The following is a 21,933-nucleotide window of genomic DNA, read 5'->3' as shown; positions in this document are numbered from 1 at the left end:
TCAACTCCTTTTATTAGTGTGAAGAATTGCTTTGGCAATGGAAGCGGCCTCATTGATGTGGTCGGCCACGCGTTGCTTGGCAAGCTCAGCGTCGCGATGTACGCAGATGGCCTCACAAATCTGCCTGATCCGGTCATAGCCTGAAACCTCGCGATCCGTGGACTTCATGGTCATCGCACGCAACCGGCTGATACGGCTGTTGAGACGCTGCACGATTTCCCAAGCGACATTCTGCTCGGCGGTGAGAAATATCGTTTCGTACAGCTTGGCGGACGCATCGGTAATAAGGCCGGTGTCATTCGATTTGAGCGCTTTTTTAAGGCTGAGTAGCGCAGACTGGATCGCCTTGGCCGACTGATCGGTCAGCTTGCTGGTGCATTCGGCCACGGCGCTTTGCTCCAACTGCAAGCGGATACTGTAGATCTGGCGCGCCGTATCCCAATCGAGCCGGGCCACGATCGGTCCCCTGTTGGGTAGAATTTCGACCAGTCCTTCGGCTTCCAGGTATCGAATCACTTCACGCACGACAGTCCTGCTGACGCCCAGCTCCTCGCACAATGAGCGCTCGACCAGCCTTGTACCTGAAGTGAAGTAGCCCGCGATGATGGCCTTGCGCACCTTGTCCACGCAGATCTCGCGCAGTGTCACTGGTGAGTGTTGAATTTTCAGGTCCATGGCAAAACTGTCCGAGTAAGTGTAGCGACCGTCTGCTACCGCTTGGCATTATCCGCTGCTGCCATGCACTGTCGCCCGAACCCGCCTCAGTGCCACCACTGAAAACGCAATGTAAGCACAAGCTGTCGGCGCCCGCGCCCGGAATGCGCGCCCCAGACGCCCCAGCGGCGCCAGCAGGGAAACTGACATGGGACAACACGCAAATCGTCGCAACTTTCCGGCTAACCAGATACCCAGCAATGCCAGCTCGGTAGCGGTACGGCACCGCTCAAACGAACAGGCGGTTGTCGCGTGCGCGATCATGCCAACATGATTCTTGCGTTCGGGCATAACGGTTTAAGAACCTGTTCACAGTCTCTGAACCGCCCCGGCTTTCTTGGAGACCGTTTGGGTTGAGTCAGGCCGCCTTGGCCTGACCGGTGTGTTGCCGATAGTAAGCCGCTTCGGCTTCCGCTGGCGGGACGTGCCCGATCGGCTCCAGCAACCGCTTGTGGTTGTACCAGTGCACCCAGTCCAGCGTGGCCAGTTCCACCTGCTCGCGGCTGCGCCATGACCGGCGGCGGATCACCTCGGCCTTGTACAGTCCGTTGATCGTCTCGGCCAGCGCGTTGTCGTACGAATCGCCCACACTGCCCACCGACGGTTCGATCCTGGCCTCGGCCAGGCGTTCGCTGTAGCGGATCGATACGTATTGGGTGGATTCAACCCGTCGTCGCAACACATTCTTGAATGGAGGTGTTGATGGGTAAGAAGACGAGATCGGGTCGGTCGATACGCGCGAAGCTGCGCTCACCGGGCGTGCAGCGCCTGTTCCAGGGCATTGAGCACGAAGTCCGTCGCCATCAAACTGGACGCCTTCCAGCCGACGATCCGGCGCGCGTACACGTCCACCACGAACGCCACGTACACCATGCCTTGCCAGGTCGAGACGTAGGTGAAGTCGCTCACCCACAGCGCGTTCGGCCGGTCGGCATGGAACTGCCGGTTCACCCGATCCAGCGGACACGGCTGCGCCTTGTCGCTGATCGTGGTCTTGACCGGCTTGCCACGGATCACGTCATGCAACCCCAGCCGCCGCATCAGCCGTTCCATCGTGCAACGCGCCACCTGCCAGCCTCCTGCAGCAACTGCTTCCAGACCTTCTTCGCCCCGTACACCTGCTTGTTCTCGTCCCACACCTGGCGGACCTCCACCTCCAGCGCTCTATCTCGCCACCACCGATCCGGACGAGACTCGGGATCGGCCTCCCGGTCCGCATGGCTGTAACAGGTCGACGGAGCGATCTCCAGTCCCCGGCAGATCGGCTCGACTCCGTAGGCGTCGCGATGGTTGGCGACAAACCCGATCATGGCTTGAAGCGGCGGTCGTGCTCCGCCTGGGCGAAATACGCACTGGTCTTGCGCAGGATCTCGTTGGTCTGCCGCAGTTCCCGCACCACGCGTTCCAGCGCCTTCATCCGCGCCCGCTCGTCCGTCGTCAGCCCTGGCCGCAGCCTTTGGTCACGCTCGGCTCGCCGCACCCAGTTGCGCAGCGTCTCGGTCGTGCAACCGATCTTCCCGGCAATCGACTCGATCACCGCCCACTGTGAACTGTGCGTGTCCTGGTGCCTCCAGCACCATCCGCACCGCTCGCACCCGCACTTCCGGGGAATACTTCACTGGCTTGCTCATGACTCCATCCTCTCAAGAGTTGGAGCCTCCAGGAATCCCCGGGCGGTTCAAAGCGGTCTGAAAAATTAGTTCTTCGCTCATCCTTTCAATGCTGCTGGCCCTAACGCCAACAGCATTCTGGTTCTAACGTTCCACGCATCCCAGCACCACACGATTGCTACACCAGATTGCACCACTGCGGTGAGCGCATGGCAAAACACTCACCAATCGGGTGCCCTGCACGCACTGTAAAGTAGTGGAGCCATTGCACCCACCCTGCGGCGGTTGCAATGGCTCCACGCAAAGAGCGATGGCATGCATATTGCTTAAACCACGAGCAGCAGCTTGGGGTATACACCTATTGGTATACCAACATACTGAATACCATAATTCATATTCCTGTATTTAGGATATGTTTTCTTCCAAAGGAATGGCAATGAGTCTGATTCGAAAAACAGTGGTGTATGTTGAAACCGTCTATGTTGACGGGGGGCGCGAGGGGACTCGCCCACTAAAGATGATCGGCGCCGCAGCAGTCATTAGGAACCCTTGGGCGGGGCGCGGATTCGTCGACGATCTTTCTGCTGAAATTCGTGCAGTGGCGCCAACTTTGAGCGCGCATCTGACACCCCTCATCCTTGAGTCCGCAGGCTCGGGGGAAGCAGTCGAGGCATTTGGAAAAAGCGCTGTGGTCGGCCTTGATGGCGAGCTTGAGCATGCCTCGGCGCTGATTCACACGCTGCATTTCGGCAACATCTATCGCCAGGCAGTCGGCGCCAAAAGCTACCTGGCCTTCACCAACACGCGCGGACCGGCAGCTGCACCCATTCAGGTGCCGATGATGGACAAAAACGACGAAGGGCGCCGCTCTCATTACCTGACGTTGCAGTTCTCCATTGCCGACGCCCCAGCAGCAGATGAGATCGTTGTGGTGCTGGGCGCAGCAACTGCCGGACGCCCGCACCACCGCATTGGTGATCGTTATACCGATCTGAAAGAACTTGGCCATGACCTCTCGAACCCTGCGGCTGTCAAGTAATCGGCTGGTGCACTACCTGGACAGCGGCAGCGGCGAGCCGGTGCTGCTGGTCCACGGCGTTGGCATGCAGGCGCTGGCATGGCATCCCCAGATTGAATTTTTGTCCAACAACTATCGCGTGATTGCGGTGGACATGCCGGGACATGGAGCAAGCGAGGGTCTCGCCGGCGAAGTCGGTCTGCAGGACTATGTGCGGTGGATGGCCGAATGCATTGAGCGTCTGGATGTCGGGCCAGTCAGCCTTGCCGGGCACTCGATGGGGGCCCTGGTGGCAGTGGGAACGGCCATCGAGCGGCCGGAGCTCGTCACGCGCGTCGCTGCCGTCAATGGCGTACACAGGCGCAGCCCAGAGGCGCGCGCCGCAGTGCTCCGACGTGCACATCAGTTGCAGACCGGCGGTCTCGATGTGCAGGCGCCGCTGTCGCGCTGGTTTGACCCTACGGACGATCCAGTAGTGGTAGATCGCGTTCGAGGCTGGCTGGAGAGCGTGGACCTGGCAGGTTACGCAGCAGCTTATCGGGCTTTTGCATTGGGTGACGAAGTCTATGCCGACCGGTGGCCCGAAATTGCCTGCCCGGCTTTGGTGCTGACTGGCGCACAAGACCCTAACTCCACAGCAGAAATGGCGGTTCGCATGGCAAGCCTAGGTCAGCAGGCCTATGCCGTAGTTATAGACGGTCACAAACATATGGTGAATCTCACCGCGCCGGACGCGGTGAATCAGGCGCTCAGCGACTGGATGCAAATAACCGCGTTGGCGCCGTCAGAAGAATCGTTGGGAGCAAGTACATGAGCCACACGACCAAGGAACTGCGCGAGGCGTTCGGCACCTTCATGACTGGAGTGACGGTGGCAACCACCCATGTGCAGGAGATCGGACCAATCGGATTTACCGCCAATTCGTTTTCGTCCGTCTCGCTGGAGCCGGCCTTGCTGCAAATCAGCATCGCCAAGTCTTCGAGAAACCATACGAGCTTCATTAATGCCTCGCATTTTGCGATCAATGTGCTGGCGGAGGATCAGGTGGATATATCCAATACCTTCGCACGCCCCGGCGAAAACCGTTTCGCCAATGTGGCATGGCACTTCAGTGACTGCGGCAGTCCGCTACTGGAGGGCGTGAGCGCATGGTTCGACTGCGCCATGCATGCGGTCATCGACGCCGGAGACCACTCGATTCTGATCGGAAGAGTGGAGAACTTTCACTCTGCCGGCCCTGCCGGATTGGGGTATTACAGAGGCGGCTACTTTACCCCGAACAAAATGTTCACCGAAGTGAAGACGGCGCCAGAGACCATCATCAGCGCCATCATTGGCCACGCTGGAAAGGTATTGCTGATTCCCGCTTCCAACGGTCGCTGGACCCTGCCTGCCATGGCAACGGACCTGGCGGGCACTGACAAGGCGATCACAAGGCTCTTCAATCAATTCCAGCCCGATGCCAGCGCCAACTTCGTTTATTCCGTCTATACCGACAGCGAAAAAAGGTGCCAGCACATCACGTTCCTATGCAGTTCGCCAGTCAGCGAGCCGCTCGCTGGCCAATACGTCAGTCTCGACGACCTGCACACGCTCAATTTTGAGGACGTTGCGGTCCTCCGCATGCTGGAGCGATACCGGCGAGAGGATGAATTGAAAAACTACGGCCTGTATTACGGCAATAACAGCGCAGGCGTAATCCGTGAACTTTTCAAAAAGGCAGGCTGATATGCGTTTCTCATTGTTTGTTCATATGGAACGGCTCTCGGAAGATGAGCCACAAAAGCAACTGTACGAGGAAATGGTCGAGCTGTGCAAGATCGCCGATGAGGGTGGCATGCACGCGATCTGGACTGGCGAGCATCATGGGATGAACTTCACCATTGCTCCCAATCCCTTCATCAACCTGGTCGACCTTGCCAACAAGACCAAACGGGTGCGGCTAGGCACAGGCACCATTGTCGCGCCGTTCTGGCATCCGATCCGCTTGGCCGGTGAAGCGGCCATGACCGATGTCATTACCAATGGCAGGCTGGAGCTGGGTATTGCGCGGGGAGCCTACTCGTTCGAATATGAACGCATGATGCCTGGCCTGGATGCCTGGACGGCCGGGCAACGCATGCGGGAAATGGTGCCGGCCTTGAAAGGTCTGTGGAAAGGCGACTACACGCATGATGGCGAATTCTGGAAGTTTCCCAAAACCACCTCATCGCCGCTGCCAGTACAGCAGCCACATCCACCGATCTGGATTGCCGCACGTGACCCCAATAGCCATGAATTCGCCGTCAAGAATGGCTGCAACGTGCAGGTCACACCGTTGTTCCTGGGCGATGAGGAAGTCGAGAAACTGATGGGGCACTTTCAGGCTGCCTGTCAGAAATTCACCGAAGTACCGCGCCCGGAAATCATGCTGCTGCGTCACACCTACGTGGCCGACAGCGAAGCTGATGCACAGCGCGCCGCAGAAGAAATCAACGTCTTCTACAACTACTACGGCGCCTGGTTCAAGAATGAACGCAACATCACCAAAGGGTTGATCGAGCCCTTGAGCGAAGAGGAAATCAAGGCACATCCGCTGTATTCACCAGCGCTGATGCGCAGAAATAACGTCATCGGTGAGCCGCAGGAAGTCATCGATCGTCTGAAGGCCTATGAAGCCATGGGTTACGACGAATATTCTTTCTGGATTGACACCGGCATGAGCTTCGAGCGCAAAAAGGCGTCATTGCTCCGCATGATCAATGAAGTGATGCCTGCCTTTTCCTAAGGAGAGAAAATGATCTCCGAATTCGAGTTGTACATCGACGGCAAGTTCGAGCCAGGTGCGGCGACATTTGGCAGCATTGATCCTGCCACCGGTGCAGTGTGGGCGCAGATGCCGGAGGCGCGCTCGGACGAAGTCAACCGTGCCGTGGCTGCGGCTCGGCGCGCCTTCACTGACCCGGCATGGGCAGGCATCAGCGCCAGCCAACGCGGCAAGCTGCTCGCGCGCTTGGCCGATTTGCTGGAAGACGCCGCCCCCGAGCTTGCCGCAGTAGAAACCCGCGATACCGGCAAGATCATCCGGGAAACCAGCAGTCAGATTGCCTACATCGCCGAGTACTACCGCTACTACGCCGGCATCGCCGACAAGATCGATGGCCGTCACGTCGCAATCGACAAGGCAGACATGCAAACCTGGATCACGCGCGAGCCGCTCGGCGTAGTGGCCGCCATTGTTCCCTGGAACAGTCAGCTGTTCTTGTCTGCGGTAAAGCTTGGACCAGCACTGGCGGCTGGCTGCACAGTCGTACTCAAAGCCTCGGAAGATGCACCGGCACCGCTGCTGGCATTTGCCCGGCTGGTGCATGAGGCCGGCTTTCCGCCCGGCGTGGTCAACGTCGTAACCGGCTTTGCCGCCGAATGCGGTGCGGTGTTGAGCAGCCACCCGCAGGTTGATCACATTGCCTTTACCGGCGGGCCGGCAACGGCGCGGCACATTGTTAACAACAGTGCGCACAACCTTGCCAAGGTATCGCTGGAGCTGGGCGGAAAATCGCCGATTCTGGTGTTTGCCGATGCCGACATCGACAGCGCGGTCAACGCCCAGCTGGCCGGCATCTTTGCCGCCAGCGGCCAGAGCTGTGTTGCCGGCTCGCGCTTGCTGGTAGAGGAGAGCATCAAGGACGCTTTCGTCGCGCGCCTGCTTGCCAAGGTTCAGGCCATTCGGGTCGGCCTACCCGATGACATGGCCACCGAATTCGGCCCACTTTGCACCGCCCGCCAGCTCACGCACATCGAGCAAGTGGTGGCGACTTCGCTGACGCAGGGCGCGCGGCTGATTACCGGCGGTCGCCGCCTGGATCGAGCAGGCTACTACTACGCCCCGACCATTCTGGACTGCAGCGCCGCACCGGATGCCGAATGCGTCCTCACCGAACTGTTCGGCCCGGTACTGTCGGTGGATGTGTTTCGCAGCGAACAAGAGGCAATCTCCAAGGCCAACAAAACCGCGTACGGCCTGGCTGCGGGCGTTTTCACCAGCAACCTGACGCGGGCACACCGACTGGTCAAGGCGATCAAGTCCGGGGTGGTGTGGATGAATACCTATCGGGCCATCTCACCACTCGCGCCATTTGGTGGTTTTGGCCTCTCTGGTCACGGGCGTGAAGGTGGCGCTGACGCCGTACTCGACTACACGACCACCAAAACGGTCTGGTTGAGAACCGCCGATACGCCGATTGGCGATCCGTTCATGATGCGCTAATCGCGCACCGAACGGCTGCATCCAGCAGACCCCACTGCATACCGAGGTGGATCTGCTGTGAACACAAGGGAGGAGCGACAAGCCCGCCCTGCAAACACACCGAGTCAAACGAACACAACCATGCCAGCGTGCGCTTGGCAGGGCTGGTATCGACTTGACGCATCGCAACCCACAACCACAGCTTGAAGGCACAAGGCAATGAAACAAGCAGACAGTTCTGAAGGCGCGTTTTCCATTGAGAGCAATTCCATCGACTACGTGCCGCCCGAGCAGCGCCATGGCAACCCGAAGGATCTCTTCACGCTGTGGTTTTGTACCAATATTGCGCCGCTAGCCGTCATCACTGGCGCGACTGCGATTGTAACATTCAGGCTCGACGTTGTCAGTGCGGTGTTGGCAATTTGCTTCGGTCATTTCTTTGGCGCGCTGATTCTGGGCCTGACTTCGGCGCAGGGACCTCAAGTCGGCATTCCGCAGATGATCCAAAGTCGCGCCCAGTTCGGGCGCTACGGCTCGCTGCTGGTCGTGGTGTTCACCACCATCATCTACCTTGGCTACTTCATCTCCAACATCATTCTGTCCGGCAAAACCCTGCACACGGTGGCTCCGGCGATTCCTCTGTCGGCTGCCACCGTTATCGGCGCGGTGTTGGCAACGCTGATTGGCGTCATTGGCTACAACTTCATACACCGCATCAACAAGCTCGGTACGTGGTTCATGGGCGGTGCTCTGCTGCTGGGCACCGCCATCATGCTGCCGCAGCTGACTCCGGCCATGCTGCAGCAAGGGCAGTTCAGTGCCTCCGCTTGGTTTGCAGTGTTTGGGATCTGTGCGGTGTGGCAGATCAGCTTTTCACCATATACCTCGGATTACTCACGCTATCTGCCGAAATCAACCGGTATTTTCAAGCCATTCCTGTACACCTATCTTGGCGCGGCGCTGGGCACCATATGCGCCTTCCTGTTTGGCGTGCTGGCCGTTAGCATCACCGATACCAGCGACGCCATGCTGGCGGTAAAAGAGCATACGGGGATACTGGGCTTTGCCATCATGGTGCTGTTTCTCGCCAACGTCATCGGCCACAACGCGATGAACTTGTATGGCGCAGTGCTGTCCTGTATCACCTCCATACAGACTTTCTCGATCGAGTGGCGTCCGGGCCGCAAAGCACGCATCGCCCTGTCCGTTACCGTGCTGATCGTATCAACCTGGGGGGCGCTGCTGGCATCGGCCGACTTCATCAGCATTTTTATCAGCGCGGTATTTGCGCTGCTGTTCATCCTGGCTCCCTGGGTAGCCATCAACCTGATCGACTTCTATCTGATCAACCGTGCTGGCTATGACATTGCTTCGATTTTCGCCAGGGACGGGGGCGTCTACGGCAAATTCAACGTCAGCGCAATGACTGCCTATTTCGTGGGCATCGGTGTGCAGCTGCCATTCATCCGCAACGCATGGTTCGAAGGCAGCTGGTCACGCGCATTAGGTGACATTGATGTGTCGTGGCTGGTGGGCCTGCTGGTAACCGCAGTGGTGTATCTGGTACTGAACAGCAGCCGGCTTGGCCTGAGCGCTTCGCTGTCAGCGCCACAGCGTGCCAACTGACCGCACTGCCCATCCCCATAGTCAGCACACATTAATAGAAAATCATGAGCTTACATAATATCGATCTATTCCACGAACAGGCCTTTGTGGCTGGCCATTGGCGCAGCGCTGCCAATGGCGAAGTAAGCACCATCATCAACCCTGCAACCCAGGCCCGGATCGGCTCCGTACCGGCCCTAGGCAAGCAGGAAACGCAGCAGGCCATCACCGCCGCCGCACAGGCCTGGCCCGCCTGGCGTGCACGCCCTGCCAAGGAGCGAGCCGATATTCTGAAAGCCTGGTTCAGGCTGATCATCGGGCGCGCCGATGATCTGGCCCGGATTCTCACCACCGAACAAGGCAAGCCTTTGGCCGAGGCACGCACCGAGATTCTCTACGCCGCCAGCTTTGTGGAATGGTTCGCGGAAGAAGCGCGGCGCATCGACGGCGTAACAATCCCCAGCCCTTATGCCGATGCCAGGATTGTTGTCAGCAAACAATCGATTGGCGTGGTCGCGGCAATCACGCCGTGGAACTTCCCCGCGGCGATGATTACACGCAAAGTCGCTGCTGCACTGGCGGCGGGTTGTCCCTGTGTGCTCAAGCCCGCGCCTGAAACCCCATTTACGGCGCTGGCACTGGTCGATCTGGCGGTGCGTGCCGGGGTACCGGGGGATGTGTTCAGCGTGGTGACCGGCGATGCTGCGGAAATTGGCGAGGCGATTTTTGCAAGTCCGCTGGTGCGCAAGTTCACCTTTACCGGCTCAACGCCGGTCGGGCGCATGCTTTATCAGAAAGCGGCACTGACGCTCAAGAAGGTATCTCTGGAGCTGGGTGGCAACGCCCCTTTCATTGTGTTCGAGGATGCCGACATTGACGCCGCAGTCGAGGGCGCCTTGCTGGCTAAATTCAGGAATGCCGGGCAGACTTGTGTGTGCGTCAACCGGTTTCTGGTGCACTCACACGTACACGATCAGTTTGTGCGCCAATTTCAGGCCCGCATTGCTGCCTTAAGATTGGCGATGGCATGCAAGAACGCGTCGACATCGGGCCCTTGATCAATGAAAACGCAGTCAGGAAAGTTGAAAAGCATCTGCAAGATGCCCTGGCCAAAGGCGCGCAGCTGGTGCACGGAGGCAAGCGACATGCGTCAGGTGGCTTCTTCTTCGAGCCTACTCTGATTACCGAAGTCACCGCGCAGATGGATGTCGCCACGGAGGAAACATTCGGCCCCTTAGCGGCCGTGTTCCGCTTCGATGACGAAGAACAGGCCATTGCCTTGGCCAATGCGACGGAATTCGGTCTGGCCGCCTATTGCTATACCCGCGACCTGGGCAGGGCATGGCGCATGAGCGAGCGCCTGGAATACGGCATGGTAGGCATCAACAAGGCCACTATCTCTACCGAGGTCGCGCCCTTTGGAGGGATCAAGCAGTCCGGCCTCGGGCGGGAAGGGTCCCGATTCGGAATCGAAGATTACCTTGAGATCAAATACAGTCTCTTTGGAGGAATTTCCGCATGAATAATGAAGTGTTTGAAAAGGGCCTGGCCATTCGCAAGCAAGTGCTGGGCGAGGAATACGTCAACCAGTCGATCGGCAAAGCCGATGCCTTCAACCGCCCGCTGCAGGAGCTGGTGACTGAATACTGTTGGGGTGCGGTGTGGGGCCGACCGGGACTGGAGCCTGCCGAACGCAGCATGATCAATCTGGCAATGATTTCGGCCTTGAACCGTCCGCACGAACTCAAGCTGCATGTCAAGGGCGCATTGCGCAATGGCGTGTCGAAGGAGAAGATATCCGAGGTGCTCCTGCAAGTAGCCATTTACTGCGGTGTGCCCGCAGCGGTGGACAGCTTCCGACTGGCGCGTGAAGCGATGCAGGAATACGAACAAGAATCGCGCTGAGCGCCTTGTAGATGTCATCTCTGTCGGTACAAGATCGGTGCGGTGGCAGAGACGCATCGGCCAGCCATCAGGTGGCGGCCACGTTTTGGGCCGGACGCAACGCAATAGCACCGTGCGGCAGCGGCCGTCCGTACGCGCAGCAGCGATCTCAGGCTGTGCGCGCACCAACATTGGCAGCGAGCGTATTCAAAACGGGCCCGGCCCGCACCATCGGGGCACATTGATCGCGCCGAGCCTATGTACGCGCAGTACTGCGCACCGCCAGCCGCATTCAGACACAGTGACACTGCTATTACCTGGCCACTCGCTGACACAAATCGACGGGTGTTCGCGTTAGGGAAGGCCTGGAAATCTTCTGCTGATATTCCCTGCACATTTGTTGTCCCCCCTCCCGCGTGAGACAGGACCGCCATCTGCGGTCAAGGAACGCGAGGCAGCCCCGAACCAGATTTGGCGGTACCGCAACCCGCATTGTTGACGCCAGTTGATAATTTCTTGTAAGGAATATTTGATTCCCAAAAGGAACAATTGGCACACAATTTGCACCACGTTGGCGGCCTTCCTTTCGCATTCGCTCAACTCATGAAGGACTGCCATGAATCTCCCTCTACCCTCGCACCCGACAATTACTGATCGCAAGCTCAAGTCAAGTCTACTCGTTGCACCCACGCTTGGCACGGCCTTGCTCGCAATGCCGGCCTGGGCACAGGAAACAACCACGGCCCTGGCCGACCCCGGTCACACGGCATTTGTGTTCGCATGTGCACTGGCGGTGCTACTGATGACCATTCCGGGGCTGGCCCTGTTCTATGCCGGTCTGGTGCGCGCCAAGAACGTGCTTTCGGTACTGATGCAGGTGTTTGCCACGACTTCGGTCATCAGCATCCTCTGGGTGCTGTATGGCTACAGCCTTGCCTTCACCGATGGCGGCAGCCTGCAGGCCTTCATCGGCGGGCTGGACAAGGTTTTTCTGCGCAGGGTGAATACGGAATCCCTGGTCGGCGAGATTCCCGAACTGCTCTACATCCTGTTCATGGGCCTGTTTGCCGCGATCACGCCAGCCCTCATCGTCGGAGGCTTTGCCGAGCGCATGAAGTTCTCCGCGGTAATGCTGTTCACAGTGATCTGGTTCACTATCAACTACATCCCGATGGCCCACATGGGCTGGGGCGGTGGCTGGGTCTTTGAATGGGGCCCGCAAGACTTCGCGGGCGGAAACGTGGTGCACATCAACATCGGCGTTGCGGCACTGGTGGCCGCCTGGATGGTCGGGCCGCGCCTGGAACCAACCATGGCGCCACACAACATGACCATGAACATGACGGGAGCCTCCCTGCTGTGGGTCGGCTGGCTGGGTTTCTGCGGCGGCTGTGCCCTCGTGGCCAACGGTTACTCGATGCTCGTGGTCTTTAATACCATGCTTGGCTCGGCCGGTGGCGCTACCGCCTGGATGCTCATCGAATGGCTGCATCGTGGCAAACCCAGCATGCTGGGCATTGCCTCCGGTGCCATTACCGGTCTGGTGGCCATCACGCCGGCCTGCGGCTTCGTCGGGCCCGTCGGCGCCATCCTGGTCGGTGTCCTGTCCACCCCTGTCTGTATCCTCGCCGTTGAAAAGCTCAAGCCCATGCTGGGCCAGGACGATGCGCTGGATGTTTTTGGCATTCACGGCATCGGCGGCATCATTGGCGGCCTGCTCACGACCGTGTTCGCCCTGTCGGTCTTCGCGGGTCAAGGATTGCCGGAAGGCCGGGGCCTGGGGGCGCAAATGCTTGTCCAGATTGGAGCCATTGTTTTCAGCATCATCTTCAGCGCCATCACCAGCTACATCGCCCTGAAGATCGCCTCCATCGCCTGTGGCGGCCTACGCGTGAGCGATGAGCAGCAGGAAATCGGCCTGGATCCATCCGAGCATGGCGAAGTCGGCTACAAGCTCAGTGCCTGAGTCGCCTGCCGCTGCCCCAACAAGGGCCGGCCGAGTGTCGATCAGCTGATTGGCGCCATATCTGGACGGTCCCCATCCAATCTTTCACCCTTCGGAGTTCCAACCATGTCACTGAAACTTGTCACCGCCATCATCAAACCATTCAAACTCGACGAAGTACGCGAAGCCCTCTCGGCGCTGAATGTCCGCGGACTGACCGTCACCGAAGTCAAGGGTTTTGGACGCCAGAAAGGCCATACCGAGCTCTACCGCGGCGCCGAATACACGGTGGACTTCCTGCCCAAGGTCAAGGTGGAACTGGCCGTGGCCGAAGACGTGCTGGATGCGGTCATTGAAGCCATTACCAGCGCCGCACGCACCGGCAAGATCGGCGATGGAAAGATCTTTGTGCAAAGTCTGGAGGAATCCGTGCGCATCCGCACGGGGGAACGGGGAGCAGAGTCTGTTTGACGCGCTCACCAAGCGGTGCTTTCCTGCTCGCCCCTCATGCGTGGACGGCCGCTATTGCTGCAGGGCTGGCATCGCTGGCACGGGTGCAGACGCCGTCATGCTTGACTTGATGGCCTTTGCCAATGCAGTGGAGCCCGGCACCAGACATCTGTAGCATGACGCGCGCCGGTCCGATAACAGACGCGCGCTTTTTTATCAGCCAGCAGCCCAGGCGCTGTATTCAGAAACGTTGGCGGCGCAACCTTTAGGACCGTCGGGCGAAAGCGCACCTAGCTACTGGTGGCCTATCCACTGCAGTGCATCCTGACAGCGTAGCGCATGAAAAGATCGTGACCGGACTGTCAGGGGGCAGGCACGCGATGGAAACTGGCGGCCAAGTCCAGGCGCGAACGCACCTTGAACTTGCGCAGAAGACTTTTGACATAAATCTTGACCGTGCCGTCGCTGATGCCCATCTCGCGGGCAATCAGTTTGTTGCTCAAGCCCCGCGCCAGCAGCTCGAAAGTCTGCGTCTCGCGTGCCGTCAGGTTGATCTGGCCGGGAAACGGCGGCGAGCCCTGTGCCCCTTCTGGCTGCAGCAGCAGGCTGACCATCTGTCCTTTGAGCACCACTTCGGCCGAGCAGCACTGCAGCAAATAGTCCTGCAGCTCATCTGGATCCGTGTCCTTGAGCAAATAACCGTTGGCACCAAGGCGCAACGCCAGCAGCAGATCTTCACGGTCCTGCGATGCCGTCAGAACCACCACCTTGCACTCCAGCGACAAAGTGCGGATCTCCTCCAGCACCTGCATGCCAGAAAACGCTGGCATGTGCCAGTCCAGCAATACCAGTTGGGGCTGTTGCTCGCGGATCAAGGCCAGCCCTTCGCGACCGCCGTCGACATCGCCAAGGATGCGCCAGATGCTGCTGCCTTCCAGCAGCATGACCAATCCTTTTCGAAACATCGGGTGGTCGTCGATGACAACCACTGTCACAGGCTCTGTGGGCAGACTCATCGGATTTCGTGCCCGAGGCGAAAGCACCCGGTGCGGGCGGCGATTGTAGGCACCGACCTCGGCGCAGTAACTACTCCTTAGGTGGTATCACCTTGTCGGGATTGAGCCGGCAAACGCCAGCGCAGAGAATTTTCCCAGAAGCAGACACAGCCCCTCTTACCCGGAGTTCTCATGCAAGCCACCCCAGCCAGCTATGCAACACGCCCTGCGAGCCTGCCAAGTTACCAGAACCGTGCGCTGCAGGAAAACGCCATTCATCACCTGGTGGTTCGGTCGGACACGCCCGATGCGCAAGACCTGCAATTTGAACAGCAACTCAAGGCAAGAGCACCGGGCAGCTTTCAGATACTGAATCTGGCGGGCCAGTCGATAGAGAGCGCGCAGGCGCAATTGCAGGCGATGCTACAGAAAGCGTGTGTCGGCACGCACCTTTACCTCAGCGGCACAGAACACGCAATCTGGAAACTGTACAACGCGGCCGTTGCGGTGGGTATGCATCCACAGGAAATCAGCATGTTCCGGCATGAGGAGGCCCTGACTCCAATTTATTGCGTGCATTGCAGCACGCAGCAATTGATTGACCGCAGCGAGGAACATCCAAGTTGCGCCTCCTGCGGCGTGGTGCTGGAGGTGCGCCAGCACTTCTCCCGCATCCATGGCGCCTACCTTGGAGTAGTTGCCGATGCCGATCAACCTTTTGGAAGGAAGCAGGCATGAGCCGCACAACCATCGACGTCACCGTCACATCCGCGCGCGCCTTGACGCCGCTGATTCGCGAATTCACCTTCACCGCCACCGACGGCAGCGCTCTGCCACGCTTTTCCGCCGGCAGCCACATCCAGGTGCAGATTCCCAATGGCACGCGGTTGCTGCGCAACGCTTATTCGTTGGTCAGCGACCCCGGCGACAGCCGGCAGTACCGCATTGCCGTGCGCCGGCAGGATGACTCGCGTGGCGGCTCGCGCTACATGCACGAACAGGTTCAAGTGGGCGACCAACTGGTCATTGGCTCCCCCGCCAACCTGTTTGCACCACATTCACGTGCCGGGCACCACATCCTGGTAGCAGGCGGAATTGGCATCACCCCCTTTATGGCCTACATCCATGAGTTTGAGCGCCGCGGCCTGTCGTTCGAGCTGCATTACGCCTTCCGCTCCGATTTGACCAATGCCTATGAACAGGAGCTGCGTGAGCGTCTGGGTGAGCGCCTGCACGTTTATGACGCCGATCGCAACACGCCACTGGAGCTGACACAACTGCTGCGCGAGCGGAGCCTGACCACCCACGTTTACTGCTGTGGCCCGCAGCGCCTGATCGACGGTGTGCGTGACGCAGCGCGCAGCCTGGGCTGGTCGGATGCCCGCGTGCACTTCGAAGCCTTTGCCGCTCCTGAACCCGGTGAGCCTTTCACCGCACGCCTGCTGCGCAGCAACACCACCATCACCGTCGGCGCCGACGAAAGCCTGCTGGAAGCACTCGAAGGCGTGGGCATTGAGGTGGCCAACCTTTGCCGGGGCGGCGTATGCGGGCAATGTGCCACCCGCTACGAAAGCGGTGATGTTGATCACCGTGACCACTTCCTCTCCGCGGAGGACCGCCAGCACATGCTCATGCCGTGTGTCTCACGCTGCCGCAAAAACAGCACCCTGACGCTTGATCTCTAAGGAGTCCGCACCATGCCCCTGCAATTTGCTCCAATCATCGAATCGTTTCGTGACGACTTCACCTACCGCAATAGCCCGCAAGCCATCAAGCGTTTTCCGCTGCCGTTTCCCGAAGACTCCTACATGTACTCGGTGAACATCGAGCCTGCCACGCCGCGTCCCGGCACGGTATTTGAACACTTGCTCGACGTCGATGAGCACTACCGCTCCGAAATGGCCGAACGGGCCCTGGTGTTGGACAAGGACCCACGCCGCAGCATGGTGTTGCCACACATGCGTGAAGCCGCCTGGGAAACGCTGGAGCTGGTGATGGAAAGCTTCAGCCGCGATTACCCGGAATGGTTCACGCTACAGCGCAATGGCAACGCCTGGACGTGGGAAAACAAGGCACTGGACATCCGCCAGGAATTCATTGTCGGCCAGGAAGACACTCTGCCCTACGAGCCACTTGAATACATCGCACGCCAAACGCAGGGCGACATCGCCTTGCTGGACCAGCGCGATGGCGATCTGTTCATGGATGCAGGCGTTGTCACCTGCCCAGCGGACTGGTCACTGGCATTTGATGTGGGCATGAGCTTCAAGCAATGGCATGCGCCTGTGCCTCTGGCGCACCAGATGGGTATTTTCGATCGCGCCTTGAAGTATCTGCTCAATATCCAGGTCGGCCACCCTGTGCGCCGCCTGAACTGGACGCTGACCATCAATCCGCGCATGGACACGTCCGCAGAAACCTATCATGAATGGGGCAAGGACCGCGGCACTGTCACCGTGGACAACGTCGGCAGTAAGGTGCATCTGCGGGTCGAGCTGCAACTGCTGGTACGCCTGCCCCGCAGCAATGCGCTTTACTTTGGCATCCGTACCTATCTGGCCAGTATGAACGAGTTGGTCACCCAGCCCGGCTGGGGCCAGCGTTTGCACCGAGTGATGCGCGATCTGCCGGATGCGCTGGCTGACTACAAAGGCATTACCCGCTATCGCCCGCAGCTCGTGCAATGGCTTAGCCAGTTCGACGAAGCAGTGCGCACCCCCGCCCAGGCTGCTGCAGCCACCGCCGATGCGGCAGCGTTGCATGCCAGCAGCCATTCCTGAAAACCCTTTGCCCGTTAATCACAACCAACTGGAGAACCTGACAATGGCCACTCAATGGCGCTTTTCCGCGCTGGAAAGCAGACACCGCGCACTCGGCTCGAACCTGGAAGACTGGCTCGGCATGGGCACGGCCTGGACCTATGACGTCGACACCAGCGAACACTACAAGGCCATCCGCACCAAAGCCGGCCTGATGGATGTTTCGGGCCTGAAGAAGGTTCACTATGTCGGCCCGCACGCCGAGCACCTGCTCAACTGGGCCACCACGCGTAATATCGACAAGCTCTACCCGGGCAAGTCGGTCTATGTCACATTCCTGAACGACGAAGGCAAATTCGTCGATGACGGCATCGTCTATCGCACCGGCCCGAATGCCTTCATGGTCGTGCACGGTGGTGGCACCGGCTACGAAATGCTCACCCGCGGCATTGAGGGCAAGCAAGTTGCCGTGCTGTTTGACGATGACCTGCATGACTTGTCCCTGCAAGGCCCCACAGCGGTGGACTTTCTCGCCGAGCATGTACCGGGGATCCGCAACCTGAACTATTTCCATCACATGCAGACGCAGCTGTTTGGCCGTCCGGTGATGATTTCGCGCACCGGCTACACCGGTGAGCGAGGTTATGAAATCTTCTGCAAGGCCGCCGATGCGCCCCTGATCTGGGACACCATTCTTGAGAATGGCGCTGCATTCGGCATCATTCCTTGCTCTTTCGCCACGCTGGACTGGCTGCGCGTGGAAAGCCAACTGTTGTTTTTCCCGTTTGACAACTCTGAGATGTATCCCTTTGCCGATGAGAAGGCGGGCGATACGCTGTGGGAGCTGGGGCTGGACTTCACCGTCTCACCCGGCAAGAAGCAATTTCGTGGCGCGGAAGAGCACTACCGCCTGCAGGGCAAGGAGCGCTTCAAGATCTTCGGTGTGGAGATCCAGGGGACCCAGCAGCCGGCGGCCGGCGGCGATACGCTGTGGCGCGATGGCCAGCAAGTTGGCATGATCACCGCTGGTGTGTTCTCTCCCCTGACCCAACGCAACCTGGCGATTGCGCGTATGAACGTGGACGCGGCAGTTGCAGGAACGCCTTTGCAGGTCAAGGGCAGCATCGAGGCAGCCGCCACCGCAGAGACCATGCCCTTTGACGACCCGGAGAAGAAAAAGCGCACGGTCAAGGGCTGAACCCGCACCGCAGCCAGCCAAGCCTTCTCACGTCTCAATAGCCCCACCGCGTGCGTCGCACGTGGGGCTTTCCTTGGCGCCTATTCGCTCTCATCATGGACAACACCCGCGAAAACTTCATTCTCACCATCAGCTGCCCCGCCACCACAGGTATCGTTGCTGCCGTCTCCTCCTTCCTCGCCGAGCGTGGTTGCTACATCAGCGAACTGGCCCAATTCGATGACGAGGATACCCAGCGATTTTTCATGCGCTGCGTATTTCACTTCACTGGGCAAGCCGGTGACATCGAGAAACTGCGCAGTGACTTTTCCAAGACATCCAAGCAATTCAGCATGGAATGGCGCATTTTTAGCAGCGCCCAGCCAATGAAGGTGCTGCTGATGGTCAGCAAGTTCGACCACTGTCTGGCTGACTTGCTGTACCGTCGCAGCAAGGGCGAGATCGACATGGACATCACCGCCGTCGTCTCCAATCATCTGGACCTGCGCCCAATGGCCGAACGCGAGGGCCTGCGATTCGTGTACCTGCCCGTCAACAAGGACAACAAGGCCCAGCAAGAAAAAGAGCTGCTCAAGATCGTGGAAGAAACCAAGACCGAACTGGTCGTCTTGGCCCGCTACATGCAAATCCTCTCCGACGATCTGTGTGCCCAGCTGGCAGGCCGTGCCATCAACATCCACCACTCCTTCCTGCCCGGTTTCAAAGGCGCCAAGCCCTACCACCAGGCGCACGCGCGTGGCGTCAAGCTCATCGGGGCAACGGCCCATTACGTCACCGCGGATCTGGACGAAGGCCCGATCATCGAGCAGGCCGTGCAGCGTGTTGACCACACCTTCCGTCCCGACGACATGGTGGAAATTGGCCGCGCGACCGAAACCGTGGCCCTGGCCAGCGCCGTCAAATACCACACGCAGCACCGCGTGTTCCTCAACCAGGCCAAGACGGTGGTCTTCAGATGAGCAGCACGGTAGCTACTGAACAAGGCCTGCGCATCGACGGCAAGGCAGCAGCAGCAGAACTGCTGGAGCAGGTCAAGGAAGACGTGCAGGCCGTTGTCAAGCACGGCGTGCTTCCCACCTTGGCCGTGATTTTGGTGGGAGATGACCCGGCCAGCGACGTATACGTGCGCAACAAGGTACGTGCGGCAGAAAACGTCGGCATTCGCTCGCTCGAATACCGCTTGCCAGCCAGCACCAGCGAAGCAGAGCTGCTGCAGCGCGTCAAGGACCTCAATGCCGATGCCAGCGTGCACGGCATTCTGGTGCAGATGCCAGTGCCCAAGCACATCAGCGAAGCGGCCGTGATTCAAGCCATCGACCCGCGCAAGGATGTGGACGGCTTTCACAAGGAAAATGTCGGCGCGCTCTCGCAGGGCCAGGATACGCTGGTGCCTTGCACGCCTGCTGGCTGCATGCTGCTATTGCGCAAAGTGCTCGGCCAGGATGGTCTGCGCGGTTTGCACGCAGTGGTCGTGGGCCGCTCCAACATTGTCGGCAAGCCGATGGCTGCATTGCTGCTGCAAGCCGATTGCAGCGTCACTGTGCTGCATTCGCGCTCCAAGGATGCGTCCGCCCTGTGCCGCCAAGCCGACATCGTCATCGCCGCCGTAGGTCGCCCCGCCATAATTGGTGCGGACTGGATTAAGCCCGGCGCAGTGGTGATCGATGTGGGCATCAACCGCATCAGTACCCTTGAAGGCAAAACCCGCTTGGTCGGCGATGTGGATTATGACGCTGTCGCCCCCATCGCCCGCGCTATCACTCCTGTGCCCGGCGGTGTGGGCCCGATGACCATTGCTGGGCTGATGGCCAACACTGTCAAAGCCGCTCGCATGCAAGCGGGAATGTGAGTTGATAAAACACTGCAGACTCCCCAAGGGGCCTGCCAAAGCAAAGCGCCAGCCTCCGGCTGGCGCTTTGCGCTTTGGACACTGCCTGATGTGGTTATGGAAGCACAATTTGCACAGCTGAAATAGCACCCATGCATTGCGCGAGTGACCGGGCTTGCGCCCACATGGAAAGGTAGCAAGAACTTCTTTTGCAGAGGCAGGCAAGAACAAAGGCACCTAATCAGGCGCAGCGCGAGTAGGCTCAACCAATATCCCGATAGCCCACTTCACCGTGCGCGTTGAGATCCAGCCCATCGCGTTCCTGATCGGCATCGACGCGCAGGCCCTTGCAGCAGGCAGCGGCAATTTTGAAGGCAATCCACGCCGTGACGGCCGCGTAGAGGATGCTGAATACCAATGCGCCGAAGTTGATGCCGGTTTGTTCCAGCAGGCCGCGGCCTTCGGCAAAACCGAGGCCGCCCAGTGCAGGCAGTGCAAACAAAGGGGTGAGCAGACCGCCGAGAATGCCCCCTACGCCGTGCACGCCAAACACATCAAAGGCATCGTCCAGGCCCAGGCGAGGCTTGAGCCATTCCACCGCCCACAGGCAGACCGGCCCGGCCAGCAAGCCCAGAATGATGGCGCCCATGGGGCCGACGAAGCCGCAAGCAGGAGTCACGGCCACCAGACCCGCAATCGCGCCCGATACCGCGCCCAACATGCTGGGGCGGCCACGCTGACGCCATTCGACGAAGAGCCAGCCGAGCGTACCTGCAGCACTGGCCAGCATGGTATTGAGCATGATGAGGGCAGAAAAGCCGTTCGCGGCGAGCGCACAGCCGCCACAGAAACCCAGCCAGCCAACCCACAGCATGGAGCCTCCCGTCATGGTCATGGTCATGTTGTGAGGGGCTACAGCGGCAGAGCCCCAGCCTTGCCTGCGCCCGATCATGGCAGCACCCACCAGCGCCGCAATGCCGACATTGACGTGCACTACGTTACCACCGGCGAAATCCTGCACGCTAAGGTTGAACACCCAGCCACCGCCCCAAGCCATGTGGGCCATCGGGATGTAATTGATTAACAGCCAGATGGGCATGAACACCATTACGGCGGAAAACTTCATACGCTCGGCAAAACCGCCAACAATGATGGGTGGGGTAATTGCCGCAAACATCATCATGAAAAAAACGTAAAGATACTCAGGAATGGTGCCAACCAGTGCATCCCCATCAATTCCCATCAGAAACACTTTGTCCATACCGCCAATGAAAGGCTGCAAGCTCCCCCCATCGGCGAAGGTCAGGCTATAGCCAAATACGGCCCACAGCACAGACATGAACGCGACGACGGTAAACACCTGCATCAGCACCGAAAGCACGTTCTTGCTACGCGCCAAGCCCGCATAAAACAACGCCAAGCCCGGCAGCATCATCAGCAATACCACCAGGGCGCAGACCGCCACGAATGCGGTGTCGCCGCTATCTAGGACAGGAGTCATAGCTTCCTGCGCGCGCGCGGGAACGCTTGTCAGCAGTAGCGTCGCCAGCGCACCTGCCAGTCCTGCGGCGCGGCAGCCGGAGACTGGTGGCTCGTTTTTCATCGAGTGTTTGAGACGTAGTCGTGTTTTCATGGGGCAGCTATCCTTCCAGCAGGTTGTCGATAAATCAAAAACGGGGTTCAGCAAGTGCGATGCGCTTTG

18 protein-coding genes, 2 pseudogenes and 1 other annotated feature are annotated in these 21,933 nt (G+C 59.4%); of the genes and pseudogenes, 16 read left to right on the top strand and 4 right to left on the bottom strand.

All coding sequences use genetic code 11. The annotated features are described in order from the left end of the window. Complete coding sequence (locus AAV94_RS07885) at positions 1-675, bottom strand: GntR family transcriptional regulator (protein ID WP_046741758.1); 675 nt, start codon at positions 673-675, stop codon at positions 1-3. Positions 676-1,072: 397 nt separating this feature from the next. Beyond that, a pseudogene (locus tag AAV94_RS14635) lies at positions 1,073-2,345 on the bottom strand (IS3 family transposase). Further along, positions 1,950-2,066, bottom strand: a sequence feature (AL1L pseudoknot). Its footprint overlaps the pseudogene before it by 117 nt. Positions 2,346-2,760: 415 nt before the next feature. On the opposite strand from AAV94_RS14635, the gene AAV94_RS07860 reads away from it, so the two are divergent. The 10 genes and pseudogenes from AAV94_RS07860 (at position 2,761) to AAV94_RS07815 (ending at position 13,472) form a co-directional block, all read left to right on the top strand. Next, complete coding sequence (locus tag AAV94_RS07860; protein WP_046741754.1) at positions 2,761-3,363, top strand: amino acid synthesis family protein; 603 nt, start codon at positions 2,761-2,763, stop codon at positions 3,361-3,363. Continuing rightward, the gene (locus AAV94_RS07855; protein ID WP_046741753.1) at positions 3,332-4,156 is read left to right on the top strand and encodes an alpha/beta fold hydrolase; all 825 of its coding nucleotides are present in this window, start codon (positions 3,332-3,334) and stop codon (positions 4,154-4,156) included. Before AAV94_RS07860 ends, AAV94_RS07855 begins: the two co-directional genes overlap by 32 nt. Beyond that, positions 4,153-5,070, top strand: a complete 918-nt coding sequence (locus AAV94_RS07850; RefSeq protein ID WP_046741752.1) for a flavin reductase family protein — start codon at positions 4,153-4,155, stop codon at positions 5,068-5,070. The genes AAV94_RS07855 and AAV94_RS07850 overlap by 4 nt, the downstream gene beginning before the upstream one ends. A gap of 1 nt (position 5,071) precedes the next feature. Then, entirely contained in the window at positions 5,072-6,109 is a 1,038-nt protein-coding gene (locus tag AAV94_RS07845; protein WP_046741751.1) for an LLM class flavin-dependent oxidoreductase, read from the top strand. Positions 6,110-6,118: 9 nt separating this feature from the next. Further along, entirely contained in the window at positions 6,119-7,588 is a 1,470-nt protein-coding gene (locus AAV94_RS07840; RefSeq protein ID WP_046741750.1) for an aldehyde dehydrogenase, read from the top strand. A gap of 198 nt (positions 7,589-7,786) precedes the next feature. Next, positions 7,787-9,193 carry a purine-cytosine permease family protein gene (locus AAV94_RS07835; protein ID WP_046741749.1) on the top strand — a complete coding sequence of 469 codons (1,407 nt, stop codon included), beginning with the start codon at positions 7,787-7,789 and terminating at the stop codon, positions 9,191-9,193. Positions 9,194-9,237: 44 nt separating this feature from the next. Next, positions 9,238-10,694, top strand: a pseudogene (locus AAV94_RS07830) (NAD-dependent succinate-semialdehyde dehydrogenase). Next, complete coding sequence (locus AAV94_RS07825) at positions 10,691-11,077, top strand: carboxymuconolactone decarboxylase family protein (RefSeq protein WP_046741748.1); 387 nt, start codon at positions 10,691-10,693, stop codon at positions 11,075-11,077. Before AAV94_RS07830 ends, AAV94_RS07825 begins: the two are co-directional and overlap by 4 nt. Before the next feature lie 595 nt (positions 11,078-11,672). Then, positions 11,673-13,022, top strand: a complete 1,350-nt coding sequence (locus tag AAV94_RS07820) for an ammonium transporter (protein WP_046741747.1) — start codon at positions 11,673-11,675, stop codon at positions 13,020-13,022. A gap of 111 nt (positions 13,023-13,133) precedes the next feature. Next, the gene (locus tag AAV94_RS07815; RefSeq protein ID WP_046741803.1) at positions 13,134-13,472 is read left to right on the top strand and encodes a P-II family nitrogen regulator; all 339 of its coding nucleotides are present in this window, start codon (positions 13,134-13,136) and stop codon (positions 13,470-13,472) included. A 341-nt stretch (positions 13,473-13,813) separates the two neighbouring features. Here the strand turns inward: AAV94_RS07815 and AAV94_RS07810 are convergent, their stop codons facing one another. After that, positions 13,814-14,467, bottom strand: a complete 654-nt coding sequence (locus AAV94_RS07810) for a response regulator (protein WP_046741746.1) — start codon at positions 14,465-14,467, stop codon at positions 13,814-13,816. A 171-nt stretch (positions 14,468-14,638) separates the two neighbouring features. Between AAV94_RS07810 and AAV94_RS07805 the strand changes: the two genes are divergently transcribed. The 6 genes from AAV94_RS07805 (at position 14,639) to folD (ending at position 20,252) form a co-directional block, all read left to right on the top strand. Beyond that, positions 14,639-15,184 carry a dimethylamine monooxygenase subunit DmmA family protein gene (locus tag AAV94_RS07805; RefSeq protein ID WP_052754965.1) on the top strand — a complete coding sequence of 182 codons (546 nt, stop codon included), beginning with the start codon at positions 14,639-14,641 and terminating at the stop codon, positions 15,182-15,184. Beyond that, complete coding sequence (locus AAV94_RS07800) at positions 15,181-16,131, top strand: PDR/VanB family oxidoreductase (RefSeq protein WP_046741745.1); 951 nt, start codon at positions 15,181-15,183, stop codon at positions 16,129-16,131. The genes AAV94_RS07805 and AAV94_RS07800 overlap by 4 nt, the downstream gene beginning before the upstream one ends. 12 nt (positions 16,132-16,143) lie before the next feature. Beyond that, positions 16,144-17,226, top strand: a complete 1,083-nt coding sequence (locus tag AAV94_RS07795) for a heme-dependent oxidative N-demethylase family protein (RefSeq protein ID WP_084824815.1) — start codon at positions 16,144-16,146, stop codon at positions 17,224-17,226. 43 nt (positions 17,227-17,269) lie between these two features. Next, positions 17,270-18,403, top strand: coding sequence for an aminomethyltransferase family protein (locus AAV94_RS07790; RefSeq protein ID WP_046741744.1), 1,134 nt, complete (start codon positions 17,270-17,272; stop codon positions 18,401-18,403). Positions 18,404-18,498: 95 nt separating this feature from the next. Then, complete coding sequence (gene purU / locus AAV94_RS07785; protein ID WP_046741743.1) at positions 18,499-19,362, top strand: formyltetrahydrofolate deformylase; 864 nt, start codon at positions 18,499-18,501, stop codon at positions 19,360-19,362. Then, complete coding sequence (folD, locus tag AAV94_RS07780) at positions 19,359-20,252, top strand: bifunctional methylenetetrahydrofolate dehydrogenase/methenyltetrahydrofolate cyclohydrolase FolD (protein WP_046741742.1); 894 nt, start codon at positions 19,359-19,361, stop codon at positions 20,250-20,252. Before purU ends, folD begins: the two co-directional genes overlap by 4 nt. Before the next feature lie 241 nt (positions 20,253-20,493). Here the strand turns inward: folD and AAV94_RS07775 are convergent, their stop codons facing one another. Further along, the gene (locus AAV94_RS07775; RefSeq protein WP_231731298.1) at positions 20,494-21,864 is read right to left on the bottom strand and encodes an ammonium transporter; all 1,371 of its coding nucleotides are present in this window, start codon (positions 21,862-21,864) and stop codon (positions 20,494-20,496) included. Between the last annotated feature and the right edge of the window lie 69 nt (positions 21,865-21,933).

Source organism: Lampropedia cohaerens (assembly GCF_001005215.1).
In the GTDB taxonomy this organism is placed as follows: Bacteria; Pseudomonadota; Gammaproteobacteria; order Burkholderiales; family Burkholderiaceae_C; genus Lampropedia; species Lampropedia cohaerens.
Note: the sequence above shows the minus strand (reverse complement) of the source record. Positions and strands in the feature narration are given on the sequence as shown.